Genomic DNA, 17,163 nt, shown 5'->3' with positions numbered 1-17,163 from the left:
ATGACGCGCCGCCTGACCATGCTTGCTGCGGGGCTTGCCGCGCTGACCGCCGTGCCGGCGCTGGCCGCGCCGCCCGCCGCCGCGCCGGCAGCCGACTATCGCGCCCGCCTGCCGCAGGACGAGATCATCTATTTCCTGCTGCCCGACCGGTTCGAGAATGGCGATTCGCGCAACGATCGCGGCGGCCTCAAGGGCGACCGGCTGCATACCGGATACGACCCGACCTCGACCGCCTTCTACGAGGGCGGGGACTTGAAGGGGCTGATCAAGCGCCTCGACTACATCAAGGGGATGGGAGTCACCGCCATCTGGGTCGGGCCGATCTTCACCAACAAGGCGGTGCAGGGAGGTCCGGGCCACGAAAGCGCGGGCTATCACGGCTACTGGATCACCGACTTCACCAAGGTCGACCCGCACCTCGGCACCAACGCCGATTTCGCCGCGCTGGTCGCCGCCGCGCACGCGCGGGGCATGAAGGTCTATATGGACATCATCGCCAACCACACGGCGGATGTGATCCAGCTCAAGGAATGCCAGGGCAAGCAGGAGTGCCCCTACCGCAGCGTCGCCGACTATCCCTATCAGCGGCGGGGCGGCCCGGCGGGGGCGGCGATCAACCCCGGCTTCGCCGGTGCCGAGGATCATAGCCCGGCCAACTTCGCCAAGCTGACCGACCCCAATTACGCCTACACCGTCGAGGTCCCAGCGGCCGAGAAGACCATCAAGGTTCCGGCATGGCTCAACGACCCGATCTATTATCACAACCGCGGCAACTCGACCTTCAGCGGTGAATCCGCGCGGCTCGGCGATTTCGGCGGGCTCGACGACGTGATGACCGAGAACCCGCGCGTGGTCGCCGGCTTCATCGACATCTACGGCGCGTGGATCGACAAATACGGCATCGACGGTTTCCGCATCGACACCGCGCGGCACGTGAACCCCGAATTCTGGCAGCAGTTCGTGCCGGCGATGCTCGCCCGCGCCAAGGCCAAGGGCATCCCCAACTTCCACATCTTCGGTGAGGTGTTCGACGACAGCGGCCAGCCCGGTCGCACCGCGCGCTACACCCGCGAGGACAAGTTGCCGGCGGTACTCGACTTCGCTTTCGGGGTGACGACCATCGCCACCGTCTCGGGCAAGTCCGGGACCGAGCAGTGGCGCGACTTCTTCGCCCAGGACGTGCTCTACGAGGGCGGGCCGGCGAGCGCGCAGCAGCTGCCGACATTCATCGGCAACCATGACGCCGGCCGCTTCGCCATGTTCATGAAGAAGGAGCTGCCGCAGGCTAGCGACGCCGAGTTGCTCCAGCGGGTGATGCTCGGCCACGTGCTGATTCTCACCGCGCGCGGTGCGCCGACGATCTATTCGGGCGACGAGCAGGGCTTCGTTGGCCGCGGCGGCGACCAGGGCTCGCGCCAGCCGCTGTTTCCCTCGAAAGTGGCGATCTACAACGAGGACAGGTTGCTCGGCTCCACCCGCACTAACGCGGTCGAGAATTTCGCTACCGACCACCCACTCTACCGCCTGATTGCCGAATTGAGCGCGATCCGCACCGCCCAGCCGGCGCTGCGCCGCGGGGCGACGATCGTTCGCGCGACCGAGGACAAGCCCGGCCTGCTCGCTTTCTCGCGGCTGCTGGGCGAGGACGAGGTGCTGGTCCTCGTCAACACCTCGAACGCGCCGATCACGCGCAACGTCGCGCTCGCCACCGCGACCCGCGGCTTCACCAGGCTGGCGGGCGACTGTCCGACGCTACAGGCGCCGGGCAGCGCTCGGATTACCCTGCCGGCGCTCGGCTACGCGATCTGTCATGCCGATCGCTGAGGCCGCGACCGCCTTGCCCGCCGCCGCGCGCACTGAGCCCTGGTGGAAGGGCGCCTCGGTCTATCAGATCTATCCGCGCAGCTTCGCCGACACCAACGGTGACGGGGTCGGCGATCTGGCGGGCATCACCCGCAACCTCGATCATGTCGCGAGCCTTGGCGTCGACTGCATCTGGATCTCGCCTTTCTTCACCTCGCCGATGAAGGACTTCGGCTACGACGTCGCCGATTATTGCGCGGTGGATCCGCTGTTCGGCAGCCTGGCCGACTTCGATGCCTTGCTCGCCCGAGCGCACGAGCTCGGGCTCAAGGTCATCATCGACCAGGTCTATTCGCACAGCAGCGACCAGCACCCCTGGTTCCAGGAAAGCCGCTCGAGCCGCACCAATCCCAAGGCCGACTGGTACGTTTGGGCCGACGCCAAGCCCGACGGCTCGCCGCCGAACAACTGGCAGTCAGTATTCGGCGGCCCGTCGTGGACGTGGGACGCGCGACGCGAGCAATATTACCATCACAGTTTTCTGAAGGAGCAGCCGCAGCTCAACGCTCACCTGCCGGCGGTGCAGGATGCGCTGCTGGCGGTGACCCGCTTCTGGCTCGACCGCGGGGTCGACGGTTTCCGCTTCGACGCGCTCAATTTCGCGATGCACAATCCGGCGCTGACCGATAATCCGCCGGTCACGACGCCGGGCAAGCGGACGCGTCCGTTCGATTTCCAGCAGCACATCCACAATCAGTCGCACCCGGCGATCATCGGCTTCATCGAGCGGTTGCGCGCGATGATCGACAGCTATGGCGATCGCTTCGCGTTGGCCGAGGTCGGGGGCGAGCAGGCGCTGGGCGAGATGCACGCCTTCACCGCGGGCACCGACCGGCTGCACAGCGCCTACGGGTTCGATTTTCTCTACGCCTCCGCGCTGACCCCGCGGCTGGTCGCCGCGACCGCCGCCGCCTGGCCGGCCACTGCCGGGACGGGCTGGCCGAGCTGGGCGTTCGAGAATCACGACGCGCCGCGGGCGGTGTCGCGCTGGGTCGCCCCGGCCCACCGCGACCAGTTCGCGCGCACCAAGCTGCTGCTGCTGGCTGCGCTGCGCGGGACGATCATCCTCTACCAGGGCGAAGAGCTTGGGCTCACCCAGGTCGACGTGCCCTTCGATAAGCTGCGCGATCCCGAGGCGATCGCCAACTGGCCGCAGACGTTGAGCCGCGACGGTGCTCGCACGCCGATGCCGTGGCGCGGCCAGGCGAACGACGCCAACGGCTTCTCGACCGGTGAGCCGTGGCTGCCGCTCGGTCCCGACCATGCCGCGCTGGCGGTCGACCGGCAAGACGGGGATCCTGCCAGCATCCTCGCCTTTACCCGCCGCGTGCTTGCCCTGCGCCATTCGTCGCCGGCATTGAGCTGGGGCGACTTCGAATTGATCACCGCCAGCGACCGCAAGCTCTGCTTCGAGCGGGTGCATGAGCGTCAGCGGCTGCGCTGCACCTTCAACCTGTCGCCCGACGAAGTCCCGCTCCGCCGCAATAATGGCGCGCTGATCGAGACCGGAACTGTGCTAGCCGATGCCCTCGGCCCCTACGCCGCCCTGATCGAGGAAATCCGATGAAGCTGCTGCTCGCGTTCATTGCTCTGTTGTTCGCGGTGCCGGCCGCCGCCCAAGTCGAACAATCCGGGCTGGCGGACTCGGCGCTGGCGAGCGCGACTTCGCCCGACGGCCAGCTCAAGGTCGCACTGACCCTCAATGGCGAAGGGCGGATCGGCTATCAGGTGACCCGCGGCACGCAGCCGGTGATCACCGAAAGCCACCTTGGCTTCCTCTTTGCCGACGCGCCGCAGATGCTGCGCAACTTCGGCTTCGTCTCCGCCGAAAAGGGCAGCAAGGACGAGACGTGGCAGCAGCCGTGGGGCGAATGGCGCTCGGTCCGCGACCACCACAATGAGCTGACCGCTACCTTCCAGGAGAAGGACAAGCTCAAGCGCATCCTCCGCGTCCGCTTCCGCTTGTTCAACGACGCGGTCGCTCTCCGCTACGAATTCCCGCAGCAGCCCAACCTCAAGACCGCCAACATCACCGAGGAACTGACCCAGTTCCACCTCGCCGAGGATGGTGACGCCTGGTGGGCGCCCGCGTTCGAGAGCAACCGCGAGGAGCAGCTCTACAACCACACCGCCATCGACGGCATCGGCCAGGCCCAGACGCCGTTCACCATGGTGACCAAGAGCGGGCTCCACCTCGCTATCCACGAGGCCGCGCTGGTCAATTATTCGGGCATGAACATCGGCCGGGTGCAGGGGCTCGAGCTCAAGGCGATGCTCACCCCCTCGTCGAGCGGCCCGGCGGTGGTCCGCGACCTGCCGTTCGAGACCCCGTGGCGGGTGATCCTGATCACGCCGGACGCGCCGTCGCTCTACGCCGCCAACGCCGAGTTCCTGAACCTCAATGAATCCAACAAGCTGGGCGACGTCAGCTGGGTCAAGCCCCGCAAATATATGGGCATCTGGTGGGGGATGCACCTCGACGAGCAGAGCTGGGCGACCGGGCCCAAGCACGGCGCCACCACCGCCTATGCCAAGAAGATGATCGACTTCGCCGCCGCCAACGGCTTCACCGGGCTGCTGGTCGAGGGCTGGAACAAGGGCTGGGACGGCGACTGGTTCGCCAACGGCTGGGACTTCCGCTTCGCCGAGAATACCCCGGACTTCGACATCAACGCGGTCAGCAAATACGGCCTCGCCAAAGGCGTCCACCTGATCGGCCACCACGAAACCAGCGCCAACATCGCCAGTTACGAAGCGCAACTCGACGCCGCGATGGCCTTCGCCCGTGCCCATGGCGAGGACACGGTCAAGACCGGCTACGTGTCCGATGCGGGCGGGGTCCAGGCGCGGTTGCCCGACGGGCGGATCAGCTTCGAATGGCACGAAGGCCAGATCATGAGCCGGCACCACCTCCGGGTCGTGACCGAGGCCGCGAAATATCACATCAGCATCGACGCGCACGAGCCGATCAAGGACACCGGCCTCAGGCGCACCTACCCGAACTGGGTCAGCCGCGAGGGCCAGCGCGGGATGGAATATAACGCCTGGGGCGTGCCCAAGAATCCGCCGCACTACGACACGGCGATGATCTTCACCCGCATGCTGGGCGGGCCGTTCGACTTCACCCCGGGCATCCTCAGCCTGATGGGCCGCGGCAACACGCCGATCCCGTCGACGCTGGCTCGCCAGCTGGCTTATTATGTGGTGATCTATTCGCCGATCCAGATGGCCGCCGACCTGCCGGAGAATTACCAGGCCAACCGCGCTGCCTTCCAGTTCATCAAAGACGTCGCGGTCGACTGGGACGACACCCGCATGGTCGCCGGCAAGGTCGGTGAGTATGGGGTGTTCGCGAGGCGGGAGCGGGGCAAGCCGACCTGGTTCCTCGGCGGCATCACCGACGAGCAGGAGCGCCGGCTGAACCTGCCTTTGTCCTTCCTCGACAAGGGCGCGCGCTACCGGGCGGAGATCTACCGTGACGGCGACACCGCCGACTTCCGTACCAATCCGCGCAGCATCGTCATCGAGCAGCGCACCGTCACCGCCGCCGACACCATGCCGATCCGGATCGCGCCGGGCGGCGGTTTCGCGGTCCGCTTCGTGAGGCTCGGCCGATGATCCTCCGCTTCCTCCTCGCGCTACTGGCGTTGCTGGTCGCGACGCCGGCGCTCGCCGCCGCGGATACCGGCCGCTTCGTCGAGGCCGATGTGCCGTCCAAGGCTTTCGGCCCGATCCACACCGTCACCTGGCTCCCGCCGCGCTACGACCGCGACAAGGCGCGCCGCTACCCGGTCGTTTACATGCACGACGCGCAGAACCTCTTCTTCAAGGAGCGGTCGGGCTACAACAAGGTGTGGGCGGCCGACAAAGCCGCGCTGCAGCTCATCGCCGCGCACAAGGTCGCGCCGTTCATCATCGTCGGCATCAACCATCCCGGGCCGCTGCGCTACCAGCGCTACTTCCCTGACAAGGTCGCCGACCCGGTTCTCGCCCGCGGCATTGCCGGCAAGACCGGGCCGCTCCAGGGCGATGGCTACGTCAGCTTCCTCGCCGACGAATTGAAGCCGCTGATCGACCGCACCTACCGCACCCGGCCGCAGGCGAGGTTTACCGCGACCACTGGCTCGAGCATGGGCGGCCTCATCAGCATCTACCTGCTTGGCGAGCGGCCCGACGTGTTCGGCAAGGCGGCGGCGGTGTCGACCCACACCCCGCTCATCGATCCCGACACGATCAAGGCGCGGCCCGAGCTGGCGGACATCGTCAAGCGCGACTGGGCCGCATGGCTGACCACCCGGATGGGCGCGCCGCGCGGGCGCAAGCTGTGGATGGACCATGGCACCGAGACGCTCGATTCCAACTATGCGCCCTACCAGACCGCGGTCGACGCCGATCTGAAGCAGCTCGGCTGGACCGATGCCAATTACCGCAGCCGGGTCTTCCAGGGCGCAGCGCATGAGGAATATGCCTGGGCGGCGCGGCTGCCCGAGATGTGGGGCTGGCTGCTGGCGGACTGGAAGAAGTGAGCCTTCGCCCGGCCCCGCGCCGGATCGTCATCCTCGGCGGCGGCACCGCCGGCTGGATGGCCGCCAACCTGCTGCAGCATGAGTGGGGCGGGCAGGGGACTCAGATCACCCTGATCGAAAGCCCGGCGATCGGGATCATCGGGGTGGGGGAGGGCTCCACCCCACAGCTTAAGGCCTTCTTCGACAAGATCGGCGTTGCCGAGGCTGAGTGGATGCCGCGCTGCAACGCCACCTACAAGGCGGGGATCGAGTTCCGCGGCTGGTCGGACAAGCCCGGCTTCGAGCGCTATTTCCATCCCTTCCCGACTGAGGTCGACCGCTTCACGGAGGGCAAGTTCTTCTACTCCGCGCACGCCCGCCGCAGCGGCCGCGATACGCCGGGCCATCCCGATCCCTTCTTTCTCGCCAGCCGGATCGCCGCCGAGGGCAAGGCTCCGCTGGCACCCGCCAATTTCCCCTTCCACACCAGCTACGGATATCATTTCGACGCGCATCTGGTCGGCGCGACGCTGCGCGAGATCGCCGTCGGGCGCGGGGTCACTCATGCCGCCGCGACCATCGCCGAGGTCGAGCGGAGCGAGGAAGGCGACGTCGCCGCGCTGGTCGCCGACGACGGCCGCCGCTTCGAGGCCGACCTGTTCCTCGATGCGAGCGGGTTTCGCGCGGCAATCATCGAGGGCGCGCTGGGCGAGCGGCACCTGAGTTTCGCCGACAATCTGTTCAACGACCGCGCGGTGGTTGCGCCGACCGAGCTGCCCGCCGGCGGCCCCAAGGCCCAGACTACCGCCACGGCCAAAAGCGCGGGGTGGATCTGGCACATCCCGCTGACCAGTCGCGCCGGCAACGGCTACGTCTATTCTTCGCGCTTCATCGACGATGATGCCGCCGCGGCCGAGTTGCGCGAGCATTGCGGGCTCGCCCCCGACGTCGAGGTCCGCCACCTGGCGATGCGCTGCGGCCGGGTCGAGCGCAGCTGGGTCCGCAACTGCCTCGCCATCGGGCTCGCGCAGGGCTTTCTCGAACCGCTCGAGGCGACCGCATTGCACCTCGTCATCGCCACCGTCGAAGGCTTCATCGCCGCCTGGGAGCGAAGCGAGCGCGACGCCTTAAATGCCGCGATCGCCCGCCGCTACGAAGGCATCCGCGACTATCTCGTCTGCCACTATCGCACCGCCGGGCGCCGCGACACGCCCTACTGGCAGGAGGCGACCAGCCACGACCGGCTCAGCGACAGTTTGAAAGGCATCATCACCGCCTGGTTCACCGGCGAGGATCTGGTCCGCGAACTGCACGATCAGGGCATCGCCGACATTTATCCACCCTTGAGCTGGCACTGTCTGCTCGGCGGCTACGGCAATTATCCCGGCCCTGAGCGCTTGCGCCCGCCGGGTTCGGATGTCAGGCGCATCGACATGTCCGAGATAGACCGCTTCGTCGGCGGTTGCGCCATGAACTTCCCCAGCCATGCCGAGGCGCTCGCCCGGTTGCCGCAGGACGCACTCGCCGCATGACCGACCGCTCGCCTGTCGCCACCCTGATCCTGTTCGGCGCCACCGGCGACCTCGCCGCGCGGATGCTGCTGCCCTCGCTCTACGGGCTCGACCTCGACGGGCTGCTTCCCGCTGGCCTCAAGGTCCTCGCCACCGCGCGCAGCGAACACAGCGACGAGAATTTCCGCGACCACGCCCGCCAGGCGATCGCCGAGCATGTCGCCGCGCAATATGTCGACGCCGCGGTGCTCGACCGCTTCGTCGCCCGGCTGAGCTACGTCCAATTGGACGCGACCGACGCCGCAGGCTTCGCCCGCCTCGCCGCCGCCGTTCCCGACCGTAACGCCGGCATCGCCATTTTCCTTTCGACAGCGCCTTCGCTGTTCAAGCCGACCATCGACAATCTCGAGGCGGCCGGGCTGGCCGGGCCCAATGTCCGCATGGCGCTCGAAAAGCCGCTCGGCACCGACCTCGCCTCCAGCCGCGAGATCAATGACGCGGTCGTCAAGGCCTTTCCCGAGGAGCAGACCTTCCGGATCGACCATTATCTCGGCAAGGAAACGGTCCAGAACCTGCTCGCGCTGCGCTTCGCCAACCTGCTGTTCGAGCCGTTGTGGAACAGCCAGTATATCGCGCACGTCCAGATCACCGTCGCCGAGACGGTCGGTCTCGAAGGGCGCAGCGACTATTACGACGGCGCCGGCGCGCTCAGGGACATGGTCCAGAACCACATGCTCCAGCTTGTCGCGCTGGTCGCGATGGAGCCGCCTGCCAACTTCGACGCGACCGCCATTCGCGATGAAAAGGTCAAGGCGCTGCGCTCGCTCCGCCCGATCACGGCCGCCGACGTTGCCACCCATGTGGTGACCGGCCAGTACGGGGCCGGGGCGGTCGGCGGGAAGCCGGTCGGCGCCTATCTCGACGAGCTCGGCCGCCCGTCGGACACCGAGACCTTCGTCGCCTTGAAGGCGCAGCTCGACAATTGGCGCTGGGCCGGCGTGCCCTTCTACCTGCGCACCGGCAAGCGCATGCCCGAGCGCTCGACCGAGATCGTGATCACTTTCAAGCACGTGCCCCACAGCATGTTCGCCGCCAAGGGCGCGCACACGGTTCCCAATCGGCTGGTGATCTCGATCCAACCCGAGGAGAATATCAGCCTCGAATTGATGGCCAAGATGCCCGGGCTCGACCGCGGCGGCATCCGCCTGCGCGAGGTGCCGCTCGACATCCGCCTCGCCGATGCCTTCGCCGACACCCGCCGGCGGATCGCCTACGAACGGCTACTGCTGGATTTGATCGAAGGCGACCCCACCTTGTTCGTGCGCCGCGACGAGGTCGAGGCGCAGTGGCAGTGGATCGACGGCGTACGCGCGGCGTGGACCGCGGCCGGGCTCAAGCCCCGCAGCTACGGCAGCGGGAACTGGGGACCCACCGCGGCGATTGCCCTGGCCGAGCGCGATGGAGTGAGCTGGAATGATTGAAGCCGAATGGTGGGAATATGACGACGCGGGCGAGTTCGCCGACGCGGTCGCCGGGGACGTCGGCTTCATCGTCGAAAGCGCGGTCGATGCGCGCGGCGACTGCCTGATCGCGCTGCCGGGCGGCAACACACCCAAGCCCATCTTCGCCAAGCTGGCCAAGCAGAAGTTGCCGTGGAAGCAGACCACCATCATCCCGACCGACGACCGCTTGGTCGAGATGAGCGACGAGAAAAGCAACATCCGCCTGATCGCGCAGAGCTTCATCAGCACCGGGGCGCGGGTGTTCCCGACCGCGTCGATGATCCCGGACTACAAGCTGGCCGGCAACTCGGCCGACGCGAAACTGGCTGACCTGCGCTGGCCGCCCGACCTCGTCTGGCTCGGCATGGGCGAGGACGGCCACACCGCCTCGATCTTCCCCGGGCCCGACCTCGAGGATGCGCTGAACGCCCCCAAGGCGCGGCGGATGGTTGGGGTCATGCCCGATCCCCTGCCGCCCGAGGCGCCGGTTGCACGCGTGACCCTCACGCGTGCCGCCATTCTGTCGGCCCGCGCGATCCTGATCACGATTACCGGCGAGAAGAAAAAGGTATTGCTCGAGCAGGCGATCGCCGACGGGCACAGCTCGAAGCTGCCGATCGGCCGGGTGCTGGCCGAGGCCGAGCAGCCGATCGACATCCACTGGCTCGCCTGATGGCGCTCGATCCCCGCATCGCCGCGATCACCGGTCGCATTGTCGAGAAGTCCCGGCCGACCCGCCGCCGCTATCTCGAGCTGATGCAGCGCCAGTCCGAGAGCGGGATCAATCGTGGGCGCCTGTCGTGCGGTAACTTCGCCCACGGTTTCGCCTCGTCGGAGGGCGACAAGGACCGCATCCGCACGCGCGCCGGACCGAACATCGGCATCGTCACCGCCTACAACGACATGCTGAGCGCCCATCAACCCTATGCGCGCTTCCCCGAGCAGATGAAGATTTACGCCCGCGAAGTCGGCGCGACCGCGCAGGTCGCAGGCGGCGTCCCGGCGATGTGCGACGGCGTCACCCAGGGGCAGGACGGAATGGATCTGTCGCTGTTCAGCCGCGACACCATCGCCCTGTCGACCGCGGTCGCGCTGAGCCACGGGATGTTCGAGGGCGCGGCGCTGCTGGGCATCTGCGACAAGATCGTCCCCGGCCTGCTGATCGGCGCGCTCCGCTTCGGCCATTTGCCGATGCTGCTAATCCCCGGCGGGCCGATGCCGTCCGGACTCCCCAACAAGGAAAAACAGCGGGTCCGCCAGCTTTATGCCGAGGGCAAGGTCGGCCGCGACGAGCTGCTCGCCAGCGAAAGCGCCAGCTACCACGCGCCGGGCACCTGCACCTTCTACGGCACCGCCAACTCCAACCAGATGATGATGGAGCTGATGGGTCTGCATATCCCCAACAGCGCCTTCGTCCAGCCGAACACGCCGCTCCGCCAGGCGCTGACCCGCGCCGCCGTCCACCGCGTTGCCGAGCTCGCCGCGGGCAAGCAGCGTACCTTGGCCGAGTGCGTCGACGAGCGTGCCATCGTCAACGCGATGGTCGGCCTGCTCGCGACCGGCGGCTCGACCAACCACGCCATCCACCTGCCGGCGATCGCCCGCGCCGCCGGCATCCGCATCGACTGGCAGGACTTCGACGAGCTGTCCGCTGCCGTGCCGTTGATCGCGCGGGTCTATCCCAATGGCTCGGGCGACGTGAACGACTTCCATTATGCCGGGGGCACCGCCTTCGTTGCGCGCGAACTGACCGCTGCGGGCCTGCTCCACGCCGACCTCGTCACCGCCGGCGCCGACGACTTCAGCGCCTGGCACGGCAACCCCCACCTCGACGGCGACCGACTGACCTGGGTCGACGCCGGCGAAAGCCGCAACGACACCATGCTCCGTCCGGTCGCGACGCCATTCCTGGCCGATGGCGGCATGCGCCTGGTCAAAGGCAACCTTGGCCGCGCAACCTTCAAGACCAGCGCGGTCGACCCGAGCCGCTGGACGATCGAGGCGCCGGCGCGGATCTTCTCCGACCAGGACGCGGTGCTCAAGGCCTTCCAGGCCGGCGAGCTCGACCGCGACGTGGTGGTCGTGGTCCGTTTCCAGGGCCCGCGCGCCAACGGCATGCCCGAACTGCACAAGCTCACCCCGACGCTCGGCGTGCTCCAGGACCGCGGCCACCGCGTCGCACTGGTGACCGACGGGCGCATGTCGGGCGCCAGCGGCAAGGTCCCCGCCGCGATCCACGTGTCACCCGAAGCGCTCGGCGGAGGTCCACTCTCGCGCCTCCGCGATGGCGACGTGGTCCGCCTGTCGGGCGATGACGGCTCGCTTGAAGCGGTCGGGATCGACCTCGCCGCCCACGAGCCCGCCGCCCCGACCGCGCCGCCCGAGGGCACCGGCCGCGAGCTGTTCGCGCTGATGCGCCGCGACTGCGACGATGCCGAGCGCGGCGCCTCCGCCATGCTCGCGCTGATGGAGGCCGAGCAGCAGTCGGCGCCCCACCCGGAGTTCGCCGCGCCATGAGCCGCCAGATCGTCACCACCGACATCGGCGGCACCCACGCCCGCTTCGCGCTCGCCACCATCGACGCCGGCAAGGTCGTCGACCTGTCCGAGCCGGTTACCCTCAAGACCGCCGAGCACGCCAGTTTCCAGACCGCCTGGGAAGAGTTTGGCCGCCGCATCCACATCCCGATGCCCAAGGAGCTCGCCATCTCCTTCGCCGGGCCAGTCGGCGGCGAATTGCTCAAGCTCACGAACAATCCGTGGGTGATCCGGCCCAAGCTGATCGGCGAGAAATTGGGCGCCGAGCGCTACACGATCGTCAACGATTTCGGCGCGGTCGCCCATGCCGTCGCCGCCTTCGATGCCAGCGCCTTCACCCATTTGTGCGGTCCCGACCGGGCGCTGCCCGAGACTGGCGTTGTCACCATCCTCGGCCCGGGCACCGGGCTCGGGGTCGCCGGGCTGCTGCGTCGGCCCGGCCATTATGAGGTGCTGCAGACCGAGGGCGGGCACGTCGACTTTGCACCGCTCGACGCGCTCGAGGATCGCATCCTCACCGAATTGCGCCGCAGCTTCCGCCGGGTCTCGGTCGAGCGATTGATCTCGGGCCGCGGCCTGATGAACATCTACGAGGCGCTCGCCAGCGTCGAGCAGCGCCCGTCGGGCTTCCACGACGAAAAGGAGCTGTGGACCGCCGCGATGGCGGGCAGCGACAGCCTCGCCGCCGCAGCGCTCGATCGCTTCTGCCTCACGCTCGGCGCGGTCGCGGGCGACCTCGCGCTGGCGCAGGGCGCGTCGGCAGTGGCGATCGGTGGTGGCCTTGGATTGCGGCTTGCCGACCATCTGCCGCGCTCGGGCTTTCGCGACCGCTTCATCGCCAAGGGCCGGTTCGAGCGCATGATGGACGACATGCCGGTCAAGCTCATCACCTACCCGCAACCGGGCCTGTTCGGCGCCGCAGCGGCCTTCGCCAAGGAGCATGGATGACCATCGACGAGGTGATGACCGCCGCCCCTGTGATCCCGGTGCTGGTGCTCGACGGCAGCATCGATCCCGCCGCGCTGGCCGAGACGCTGGTCGCCGCCGGCCTGCCGGTGCTCGAGGTCACGCTGCGCACGCCGCAGGCGCTCGACGCGATCCGCGCGATGACCAAGGTGCCGGGCGCGATCGTCGGCGCGGGCACGGTGCTCAACCCCGCCCAGCTCGACCAGGCGCTGGAGGCCGGCGCTGAGTTCATCGTCGCCCCCGGCCTAACCGACAGCCTCAGCCGCGCGGCGATCGCCAGCGGGGTTGCCTACCTGCCCGGCGTCGCCACCGCCGCCGACATCATGCGCGGCCTCGACCACGGCCTCACTCGCTTCAAATTCTTTCCGGCCGAGACCAGCGGGGGCCTGTCCGCGCTGAAAGCGCTCGCCGGTCCCTTCGGCCAGGTCCGCTTCTGTCCGACCGGTGGGATCACCGCCGCCACCGCCCCCCAGTGGCTCGCCCACCCGGCGGTGAGCTGCGTCGGCGGGAGCTGGATCGTGCTGGCGGGCGAGACCGACCTTGGCCGGATCGGCGAGCTGGGACGTGCCGCGGCGGTTCTCGGTCGGAACTGATCAACCTCTCGCTTGTGGATCGCGTCGCCTTCCGCGACGGTGATCCGATGGGCGACGGCTTCGACTGGCATCTGCCGCTTTTCGCGCTGCTCGCTGTTGCTGCCATTTATCCGGCGCTTCAGGTCTGGCGCTTCGTCCAGACCCTGCGGATGCCGCGCGACGTCACGCAGCCGCCGCTTCCGCCACTCACGCCGATCGAGCGCAAGCGTCTGCTGCTGTGTGTCGCGGCACTGCCGTTACTGGGTTGCGCGGCAATCCTCGTCGCGCTGGCGCCGCACCCGGTGGCTGCGTTCCCGCTAATCGTCGGGAGCCTCTTCGGCCTCGCGATCAGCCTGCTGACCGGGTTTCGGGTGTTGTCCGCGTTGCGGACGGGGACAGCCGTGGTCAAAAGTCGCGGTTGGTCGGGCACCTACGATCGTGCCGCCCAGCCGGCCCATTTCTGGCTGGCGAATGCCTTTAATGGCTTCGCCGGCCTCTTCTTTGCCTTTCTGTTCGTGATTATGGTTCTTGCCGTCACCAATCCGGTCGCGGCGCCCCCCGAAAGCTGCTTCGAACCGGATAGCGTGGCGCTTCGCCATTGCTCGGTGATCACGCATCAGCGCGAAATGCGGACCCTGTCGAAGCAGCTCGCCACCAACCCTGACGACAGCGAGGCCCTCGAGAAACGGGCCCGGCTCTATGAATCGACTGACGATCTCGTCGATGCCCGCGCAGATTGGGACCGGCTGCGCGTCATCCGCAACCGCGAAGGTCGGCCGCTCACCGGGAGCTGAGGCGAAGCGAGCCGTCGGAACATGGACAGCGTCGGTTCGCTGTTTGACTATGGCCACCCGTTTCCAGAACCCCGTCGTACCATCACCCTCGCAATTCCAGACCGATGCTTTCCAGCAGGCGCTGGCGCGCTGGAATCGCGCTCGGCTCGAACCGTCCTTTCCTGACGACGCAGCGCAGGCGCTTGAGCGCGACCGGCCGATGCAGCGCCTTGAACTCGCCTTCCTCAGCGAATTGCGCGCCGAAGTCCGCGACCGGGCCGCGGCCGCGCCGATCAATCCCGAGGGCTTCGTCGCCTGGTTCGAGGGGCTCGAGCGCAGCGGCCCGGGGCAGCACGATTCGCTGTTCGATTGGCTCGAGCATGAGGCCACGCTCGACCAGCTCAAATATTATCTGACCCAGGAGGCCGCGGGGGAGGCGGGGTTCGACGACCTCGTCGCAATGACCCAGGTTCGCGTGCCTGACCGTGCGAAACTGGAGCTTGCGCGCAATTACTGGGACGAGATGGGCCGCGGCAATCCCAAGGGGATGCACGGCCCGATGCTTCATTTCGTGGTCGGCGCACTCGGGCTCGAGCCCAGCATCGAGAACACCGTGTGGGAAAGCCTCGCGCTCGCCAACGCGATGACCGCGATGGCGTCGAGCCGCAGCTGGACCTGGCATAGTATCGGCGCGCTCGGCGTGATCGAGCTGACTGCCCCGGCGCGGTCGGCCGCGGTCGGGCGGGCGATGCGCCGTCTTGGCCTCGATGCGAAGACGCGCCGCTACTTCGATCTCCACGCCACGCTCGACATCAAGCACAGCGAGGAGTGGAACAAGGAGGCGATCCTGCCACTCGTGTTTGACGCCGAGCAGGGCGCCAGCCGCGCGACCGCGATGGCCGAAGGCGCGCTGATGCGGCTCGAATGCGGCCGCCGCTGCTTCGAGCGTTATCGCGCGGCCCTGTGGTCGTGAGCCGCCGCGCCCGCTAGGGCGGCGGCCATGCATGATTCCCTCGTCGCGCTGCTGCGCGAGCTCGACGCCGACGGCTACCAATTCACCTGCGTGACCCCGGCCACGCACCAGCGGGTCCTCGCCCGCCGCGGCTCCAACGCGCGCGCGGCGGATCTCCGCGACGTGTTCGGCTGGAGCCTGCCGTTCGCCCGCGACCTGCTGCAAGGGCCGGTATTCGACGCGCTCAAGGAAGCCGGGGGAATCGAGCCCGCCGGCGACCTGCTGCGCAGCCGCTTCCGTGTCGCTGAGCTCGACGGCCGGCTGTTCCTTCATTCGGCCTTCCCGACGACGGCGGCGGACAGCGTCTTTTTCGGCCCCGACACCCATCGCTTCGCGCGCTTCGTCAGCGAGCAGCTCGCCGACCTGCCCGAGCCCTCCCATGTCGTCGACCTCGGCACGGGGAGCGGGGCGGGGGGCATCATCGTCGCTGGCCTCACGGACGCCGAGCAGGTGACGCTGGTGGACATTAATCCCGCCGCGCTCGCGCTCGCTGCCGCCAATGCCGAAGCGGCCGGGGTCGCGGTCGAATTGGTCGAAGGCGATCTCTCCGCGGTCGCGGGGACGCCCGACCTGATCATCGCCAACCCGCCGTTCATCGCCGACGACCGCCAGCGCTCCTACCGCGATGGAGGCGGCGACCTGGGCACCGGCCTGTCGGTGGCATGGGTCAACGCCGCGTTGGCACGACTGGCTGAGGGCGGCGCCATGCTGCTCTACACTGGCAGCCCGATCGTCGCCGGCGAGGACCGCCTGCTGACCGCGCTCAGCGACGCTGCCGACGAAGCCGGCGGCACCTTGCGTTATGACGAACTCGACCCCGATATCTTCGGCGAAGAACTCGATCAGCCCGTCTATCGCGCCGCCGAAGTCGAGCGGATCGCGGCGGTGGGGGCGGTGCTTCGGAAGGGCTGACGACGGTCATTTCTTGACCCAGGTTTGACTCGCTCGATGAACAGGCAGACGGCCACCTTTCCCCGCAAAGGAGTCGAAACGATGCCGTTCGTCACTGTCGCCGATGGGACCGAAATCTTCTATAAGGATTGGGGCCCGCGCGACGGGCAGGTGATCGCCTTCCACCACGGCTGGCCGCTCAGTTCGGACGACTGGGATCTTCAGCTGATGTATTTCGTCAGCCAGGGCTTCCGCGTCGTCGCGCACGACCGCCGCGGGCATGGCCGCTCGACCCAAGCCGCCGAGGGTCATGACATGGACACCTATGTCGCCGATGCGGCGGCGGTCGCAGACCACCTCGATCTCAAGAATGCGGTCCACGTCGGTCACTCGACCGGCGGCGGCGAAGTCGCCCGCTATGTCGCCAATGCCGCGCCCGGCCGGGTCGCCAAGGCAGTGCTGATCAGTGCGGTCACCCCGCTGATGGTCAAGACCGATGCCAATCCCGACGGCGTGCCGCTGGCGGTGTTCGACGACATCCGCCAGCAGACCTCGACCAATCGCGCGCAATATTTCGCCGACTTCCCGATGCCCTTCTTCGGCTACAACCGCCCAGGCGCCGAGGTGAAGGAAGGGGTCAAGCAGAATTGGTGGCGGCAGGGGATGACGGGCAGCATCCTCGCCCATACGCTGGGCATCAAAGCCTTCTCCGAGACCGACTTCACCGAAGATTTGAAGCGGATCGCGGTGCCGACCCTGATCCTCCACGGCGAGGACGACCAGATCGTTCCGATCGACATCACCGCGCGCAAGGCGGCGAAGCTCGTCCCTGGTGCGAAGCTCATCACCTACCCCGGTTTCCCGCATGGCATGCCCACCACGCAGGCCGAGCGGATCAATGCCGACCTCCTCGCCTTCATCCGCGAGTAGAGAAGAATTTGAGCGGCAGAAACAAATCGGGGTTCTGCTGCATCCGACGAAGTAATCTTGCGTAGCTGATTAACCATGAGTTCCGCGCCCTGCGGCCGCTC

At 67.8% G+C, this 17,163-nt stretch carries 14 protein-coding genes; all 14 read left to right on the top strand.

The window, feature by feature from the left end:
- The 14 genes from GCU42_RS06315 to GCU42_RS06250 all read left to right on the top strand — a co-directional run bounded on the left by GCU42_RS06315 (position 1) and on the right by GCU42_RS06250 (position 17,062).
- Positions 1 to 1,824: an alpha-amylase family glycosyl hydrolase gene (locus GCU42_RS06315; protein ID WP_240309354.1), complete on the top strand. Its 1,824-nt coding sequence runs from the start codon at positions 1 to 3 to the stop codon at positions 1,822 to 1,824.
- Positions 1,811 to 3,430, top strand: coding sequence for an alpha-glucosidase (locus GCU42_RS06310; protein ID WP_114226746.1), 1,620 nt, complete (start codon positions 1,811 to 1,813; stop codon positions 3,428 to 3,430). The genes GCU42_RS06315 and GCU42_RS06310 overlap by 14 nt, the downstream gene beginning before the upstream one ends.
- Positions 3,427 to 5,481, top strand: a complete 2,055-nt coding sequence (locus tag GCU42_RS06305) for a glycoside hydrolase family 97 protein (protein ID WP_114226745.1) — start codon at positions 3,427 to 3,429, stop codon at positions 5,479 to 5,481. The genes GCU42_RS06310 and GCU42_RS06305 overlap by 4 nt, the downstream gene beginning before the upstream one ends.
- On the top strand, positions 5,478 to 6,389 hold the full coding sequence (locus tag GCU42_RS06300; RefSeq protein WP_240309353.1) for an alpha/beta hydrolase: 912 nt from the start codon (positions 5,478 to 5,480) through the stop codon (positions 6,387 to 6,389). The genes GCU42_RS06305 and GCU42_RS06300 overlap by 4 nt, the downstream gene beginning before the upstream one ends.
- Positions 6,386 to 7,900, top strand: coding sequence for a tryptophan halogenase family protein (locus GCU42_RS06295; RefSeq protein WP_114226744.1), 1,515 nt, complete (start codon positions 6,386 to 6,388; stop codon positions 7,898 to 7,900). The genes GCU42_RS06300 and GCU42_RS06295 overlap by 4 nt, the downstream gene beginning before the upstream one ends.
- On the top strand, positions 7,897 to 9,360 hold the full coding sequence (gene zwf, locus GCU42_RS06290; RefSeq protein WP_114226743.1) for a glucose-6-phosphate dehydrogenase: 1,464 nt from the start codon (positions 7,897 to 7,899) through the stop codon (positions 9,358 to 9,360). The genes GCU42_RS06295 and zwf overlap by 4 nt, the downstream gene beginning before the upstream one ends.
- Positions 9,353 to 10,054, top strand: a complete 702-nt coding sequence (gene pgl, locus GCU42_RS06285; protein ID WP_114226742.1) for a 6-phosphogluconolactonase — start codon at positions 9,353 to 9,355, stop codon at positions 10,052 to 10,054. Before zwf ends, pgl begins: the two co-directional genes overlap by 8 nt.
- Positions 10,054 to 11,898 carry a phosphogluconate dehydratase gene (edd, locus tag GCU42_RS06280; protein WP_205214935.1) on the top strand — a complete coding sequence of 615 codons (1,845 nt, stop codon included), beginning with the start codon at positions 10,054 to 10,056 and terminating at the stop codon, positions 11,896 to 11,898. Before pgl ends, edd begins: the two co-directional genes overlap by 1 nt.
- On the top strand, positions 11,895 to 12,866 hold the full coding sequence (locus tag GCU42_RS06275; RefSeq protein WP_114226740.1) for a glucokinase: 972 nt from the start codon (positions 11,895 to 11,897) through the stop codon (positions 12,864 to 12,866). Before edd ends, GCU42_RS06275 begins: the two co-directional genes overlap by 4 nt.
- Positions 12,863 to 13,477, top strand: coding sequence for a bifunctional 4-hydroxy-2-oxoglutarate aldolase/2-dehydro-3-deoxy-phosphogluconate aldolase (eda, locus tag GCU42_RS06270; RefSeq protein ID WP_114226739.1), 615 nt, complete (start codon positions 12,863 to 12,865; stop codon positions 13,475 to 13,477). Before GCU42_RS06275 ends, eda begins: the two co-directional genes overlap by 4 nt.
- Before the next feature lie 47 nt (positions 13,478 to 13,524).
- The gene (locus GCU42_RS06265) at positions 13,525 to 14,250 is read left to right on the top strand and encodes a hypothetical protein (RefSeq protein WP_152569474.1); all 726 of its coding nucleotides are present in this window, start codon (positions 13,525 to 13,527) and stop codon (positions 14,248 to 14,250) included.
- A gap of 49 nt (positions 14,251 to 14,299) precedes the next feature.
- Positions 14,300 to 15,202, top strand: a complete 903-nt coding sequence (locus tag GCU42_RS06260) for an iron-containing redox enzyme family protein (protein ID WP_114226737.1) — start codon at positions 14,300 to 14,302, stop codon at positions 15,200 to 15,202.
- 27 nt (positions 15,203 to 15,229) lie between these two features.
- Positions 15,230 to 16,153, top strand: a complete 924-nt coding sequence (locus tag GCU42_RS06255; protein ID WP_114226736.1) for a methyltransferase — start codon at positions 15,230 to 15,232, stop codon at positions 16,151 to 16,153.
- Between the two features lie 81 nt (positions 16,154 to 16,234).
- Positions 16,235 to 17,062, top strand: a complete 828-nt coding sequence (locus GCU42_RS06250; protein ID WP_114227744.1) for an alpha/beta fold hydrolase — start codon at positions 16,235 to 16,237, stop codon at positions 17,060 to 17,062.
- Positions 17,063 to 17,163: the final 101 nt, after the last annotated feature.

Origin of the sequence: Sphingomonas ginsengisoli An et al. 2013 (assembly GCF_009363895.1) — a bacterium.
Taxonomy (GTDB): Bacteria; Pseudomonadota; Alphaproteobacteria; order Sphingomonadales; family Sphingomonadaceae; genus Sphingomicrobium; species Sphingomicrobium ginsengisoli.
The sequence above is the reverse complement of the archived record's forward strand: the minus strand, read 5'-3'. Positions and strand labels throughout refer to the sequence as shown.

Excerpts from the sequence above, each read along its gene's own strand:
- GCU42_RS06265 (WP_152569474.1), top strand. The coding sequence starts at position 13,525 with ATGGGCGACGGCTTCGACTGGCATCTGCCGCTTTTCGCGCTGCTCGCT.
- GCU42_RS06315 (WP_240309354.1), top strand. The coding sequence starts at position 1 with ATGACGCGCCGCCTGACCATGCTTGCTGCGGGGCTTGCCGCGCTGACC.
- eda (WP_114226739.1), top strand. The coding sequence starts at position 12,863 with ATGACCATCGACGAGGTGATGACCGCCGCCCCTGTGATCCCGGTGCTG.
- GCU42_RS06305 (WP_114226745.1), top strand. The coding sequence starts at position 3,427 with ATGAAGCTGCTGCTCGCGTTCATTGCTCTGTTGTTCGCGGTGCCGGCC.
- GCU42_RS06275 (WP_114226740.1), top strand. The coding sequence starts at position 11,895 with ATGAGCCGCCAGATCGTCACCACCGACATCGGCGGCACCCACGCCCGC.
- edd (WP_205214935.1), top strand. The coding sequence starts at position 10,054 with ATGGCGCTCGATCCCCGCATCGCCGCGATCACCGGTCGCATTGTCGAG.
- GCU42_RS06260 (WP_114226737.1), top strand. The coding sequence starts at position 14,300 with ATGGCCACCCGTTTCCAGAACCCCGTCGTACCATCACCCTCGCAATTC.
- GCU42_RS06300 (WP_240309353.1), top strand. The coding sequence starts at position 5,478 with ATGATCCTCCGCTTCCTCCTCGCGCTACTGGCGTTGCTGGTCGCGACG.
- GCU42_RS06250 (WP_114227744.1), top strand. The coding sequence starts at position 16,235 with ATGCCGTTCGTCACTGTCGCCGATGGGACCGAAATCTTCTATAAGGAT.
- GCU42_RS06255 (WP_114226736.1), top strand. The coding sequence starts at position 15,230 with ATGCATGATTCCCTCGTCGCGCTGCTGCGCGAGCTCGACGCCGACGGC.
- pgl (WP_114226742.1), top strand. The coding sequence starts at position 9,353 with ATGATTGAAGCCGAATGGTGGGAATATGACGACGCGGGCGAGTTCGCC.
- GCU42_RS06310 (WP_114226746.1), top strand. The coding sequence starts at position 1,811 with ATGCCGATCGCTGAGGCCGCGACCGCCTTGCCCGCCGCCGCGCGCACT.
- zwf (WP_114226743.1), top strand. The coding sequence starts at position 7,897 with ATGACCGACCGCTCGCCTGTCGCCACCCTGATCCTGTTCGGCGCCACC.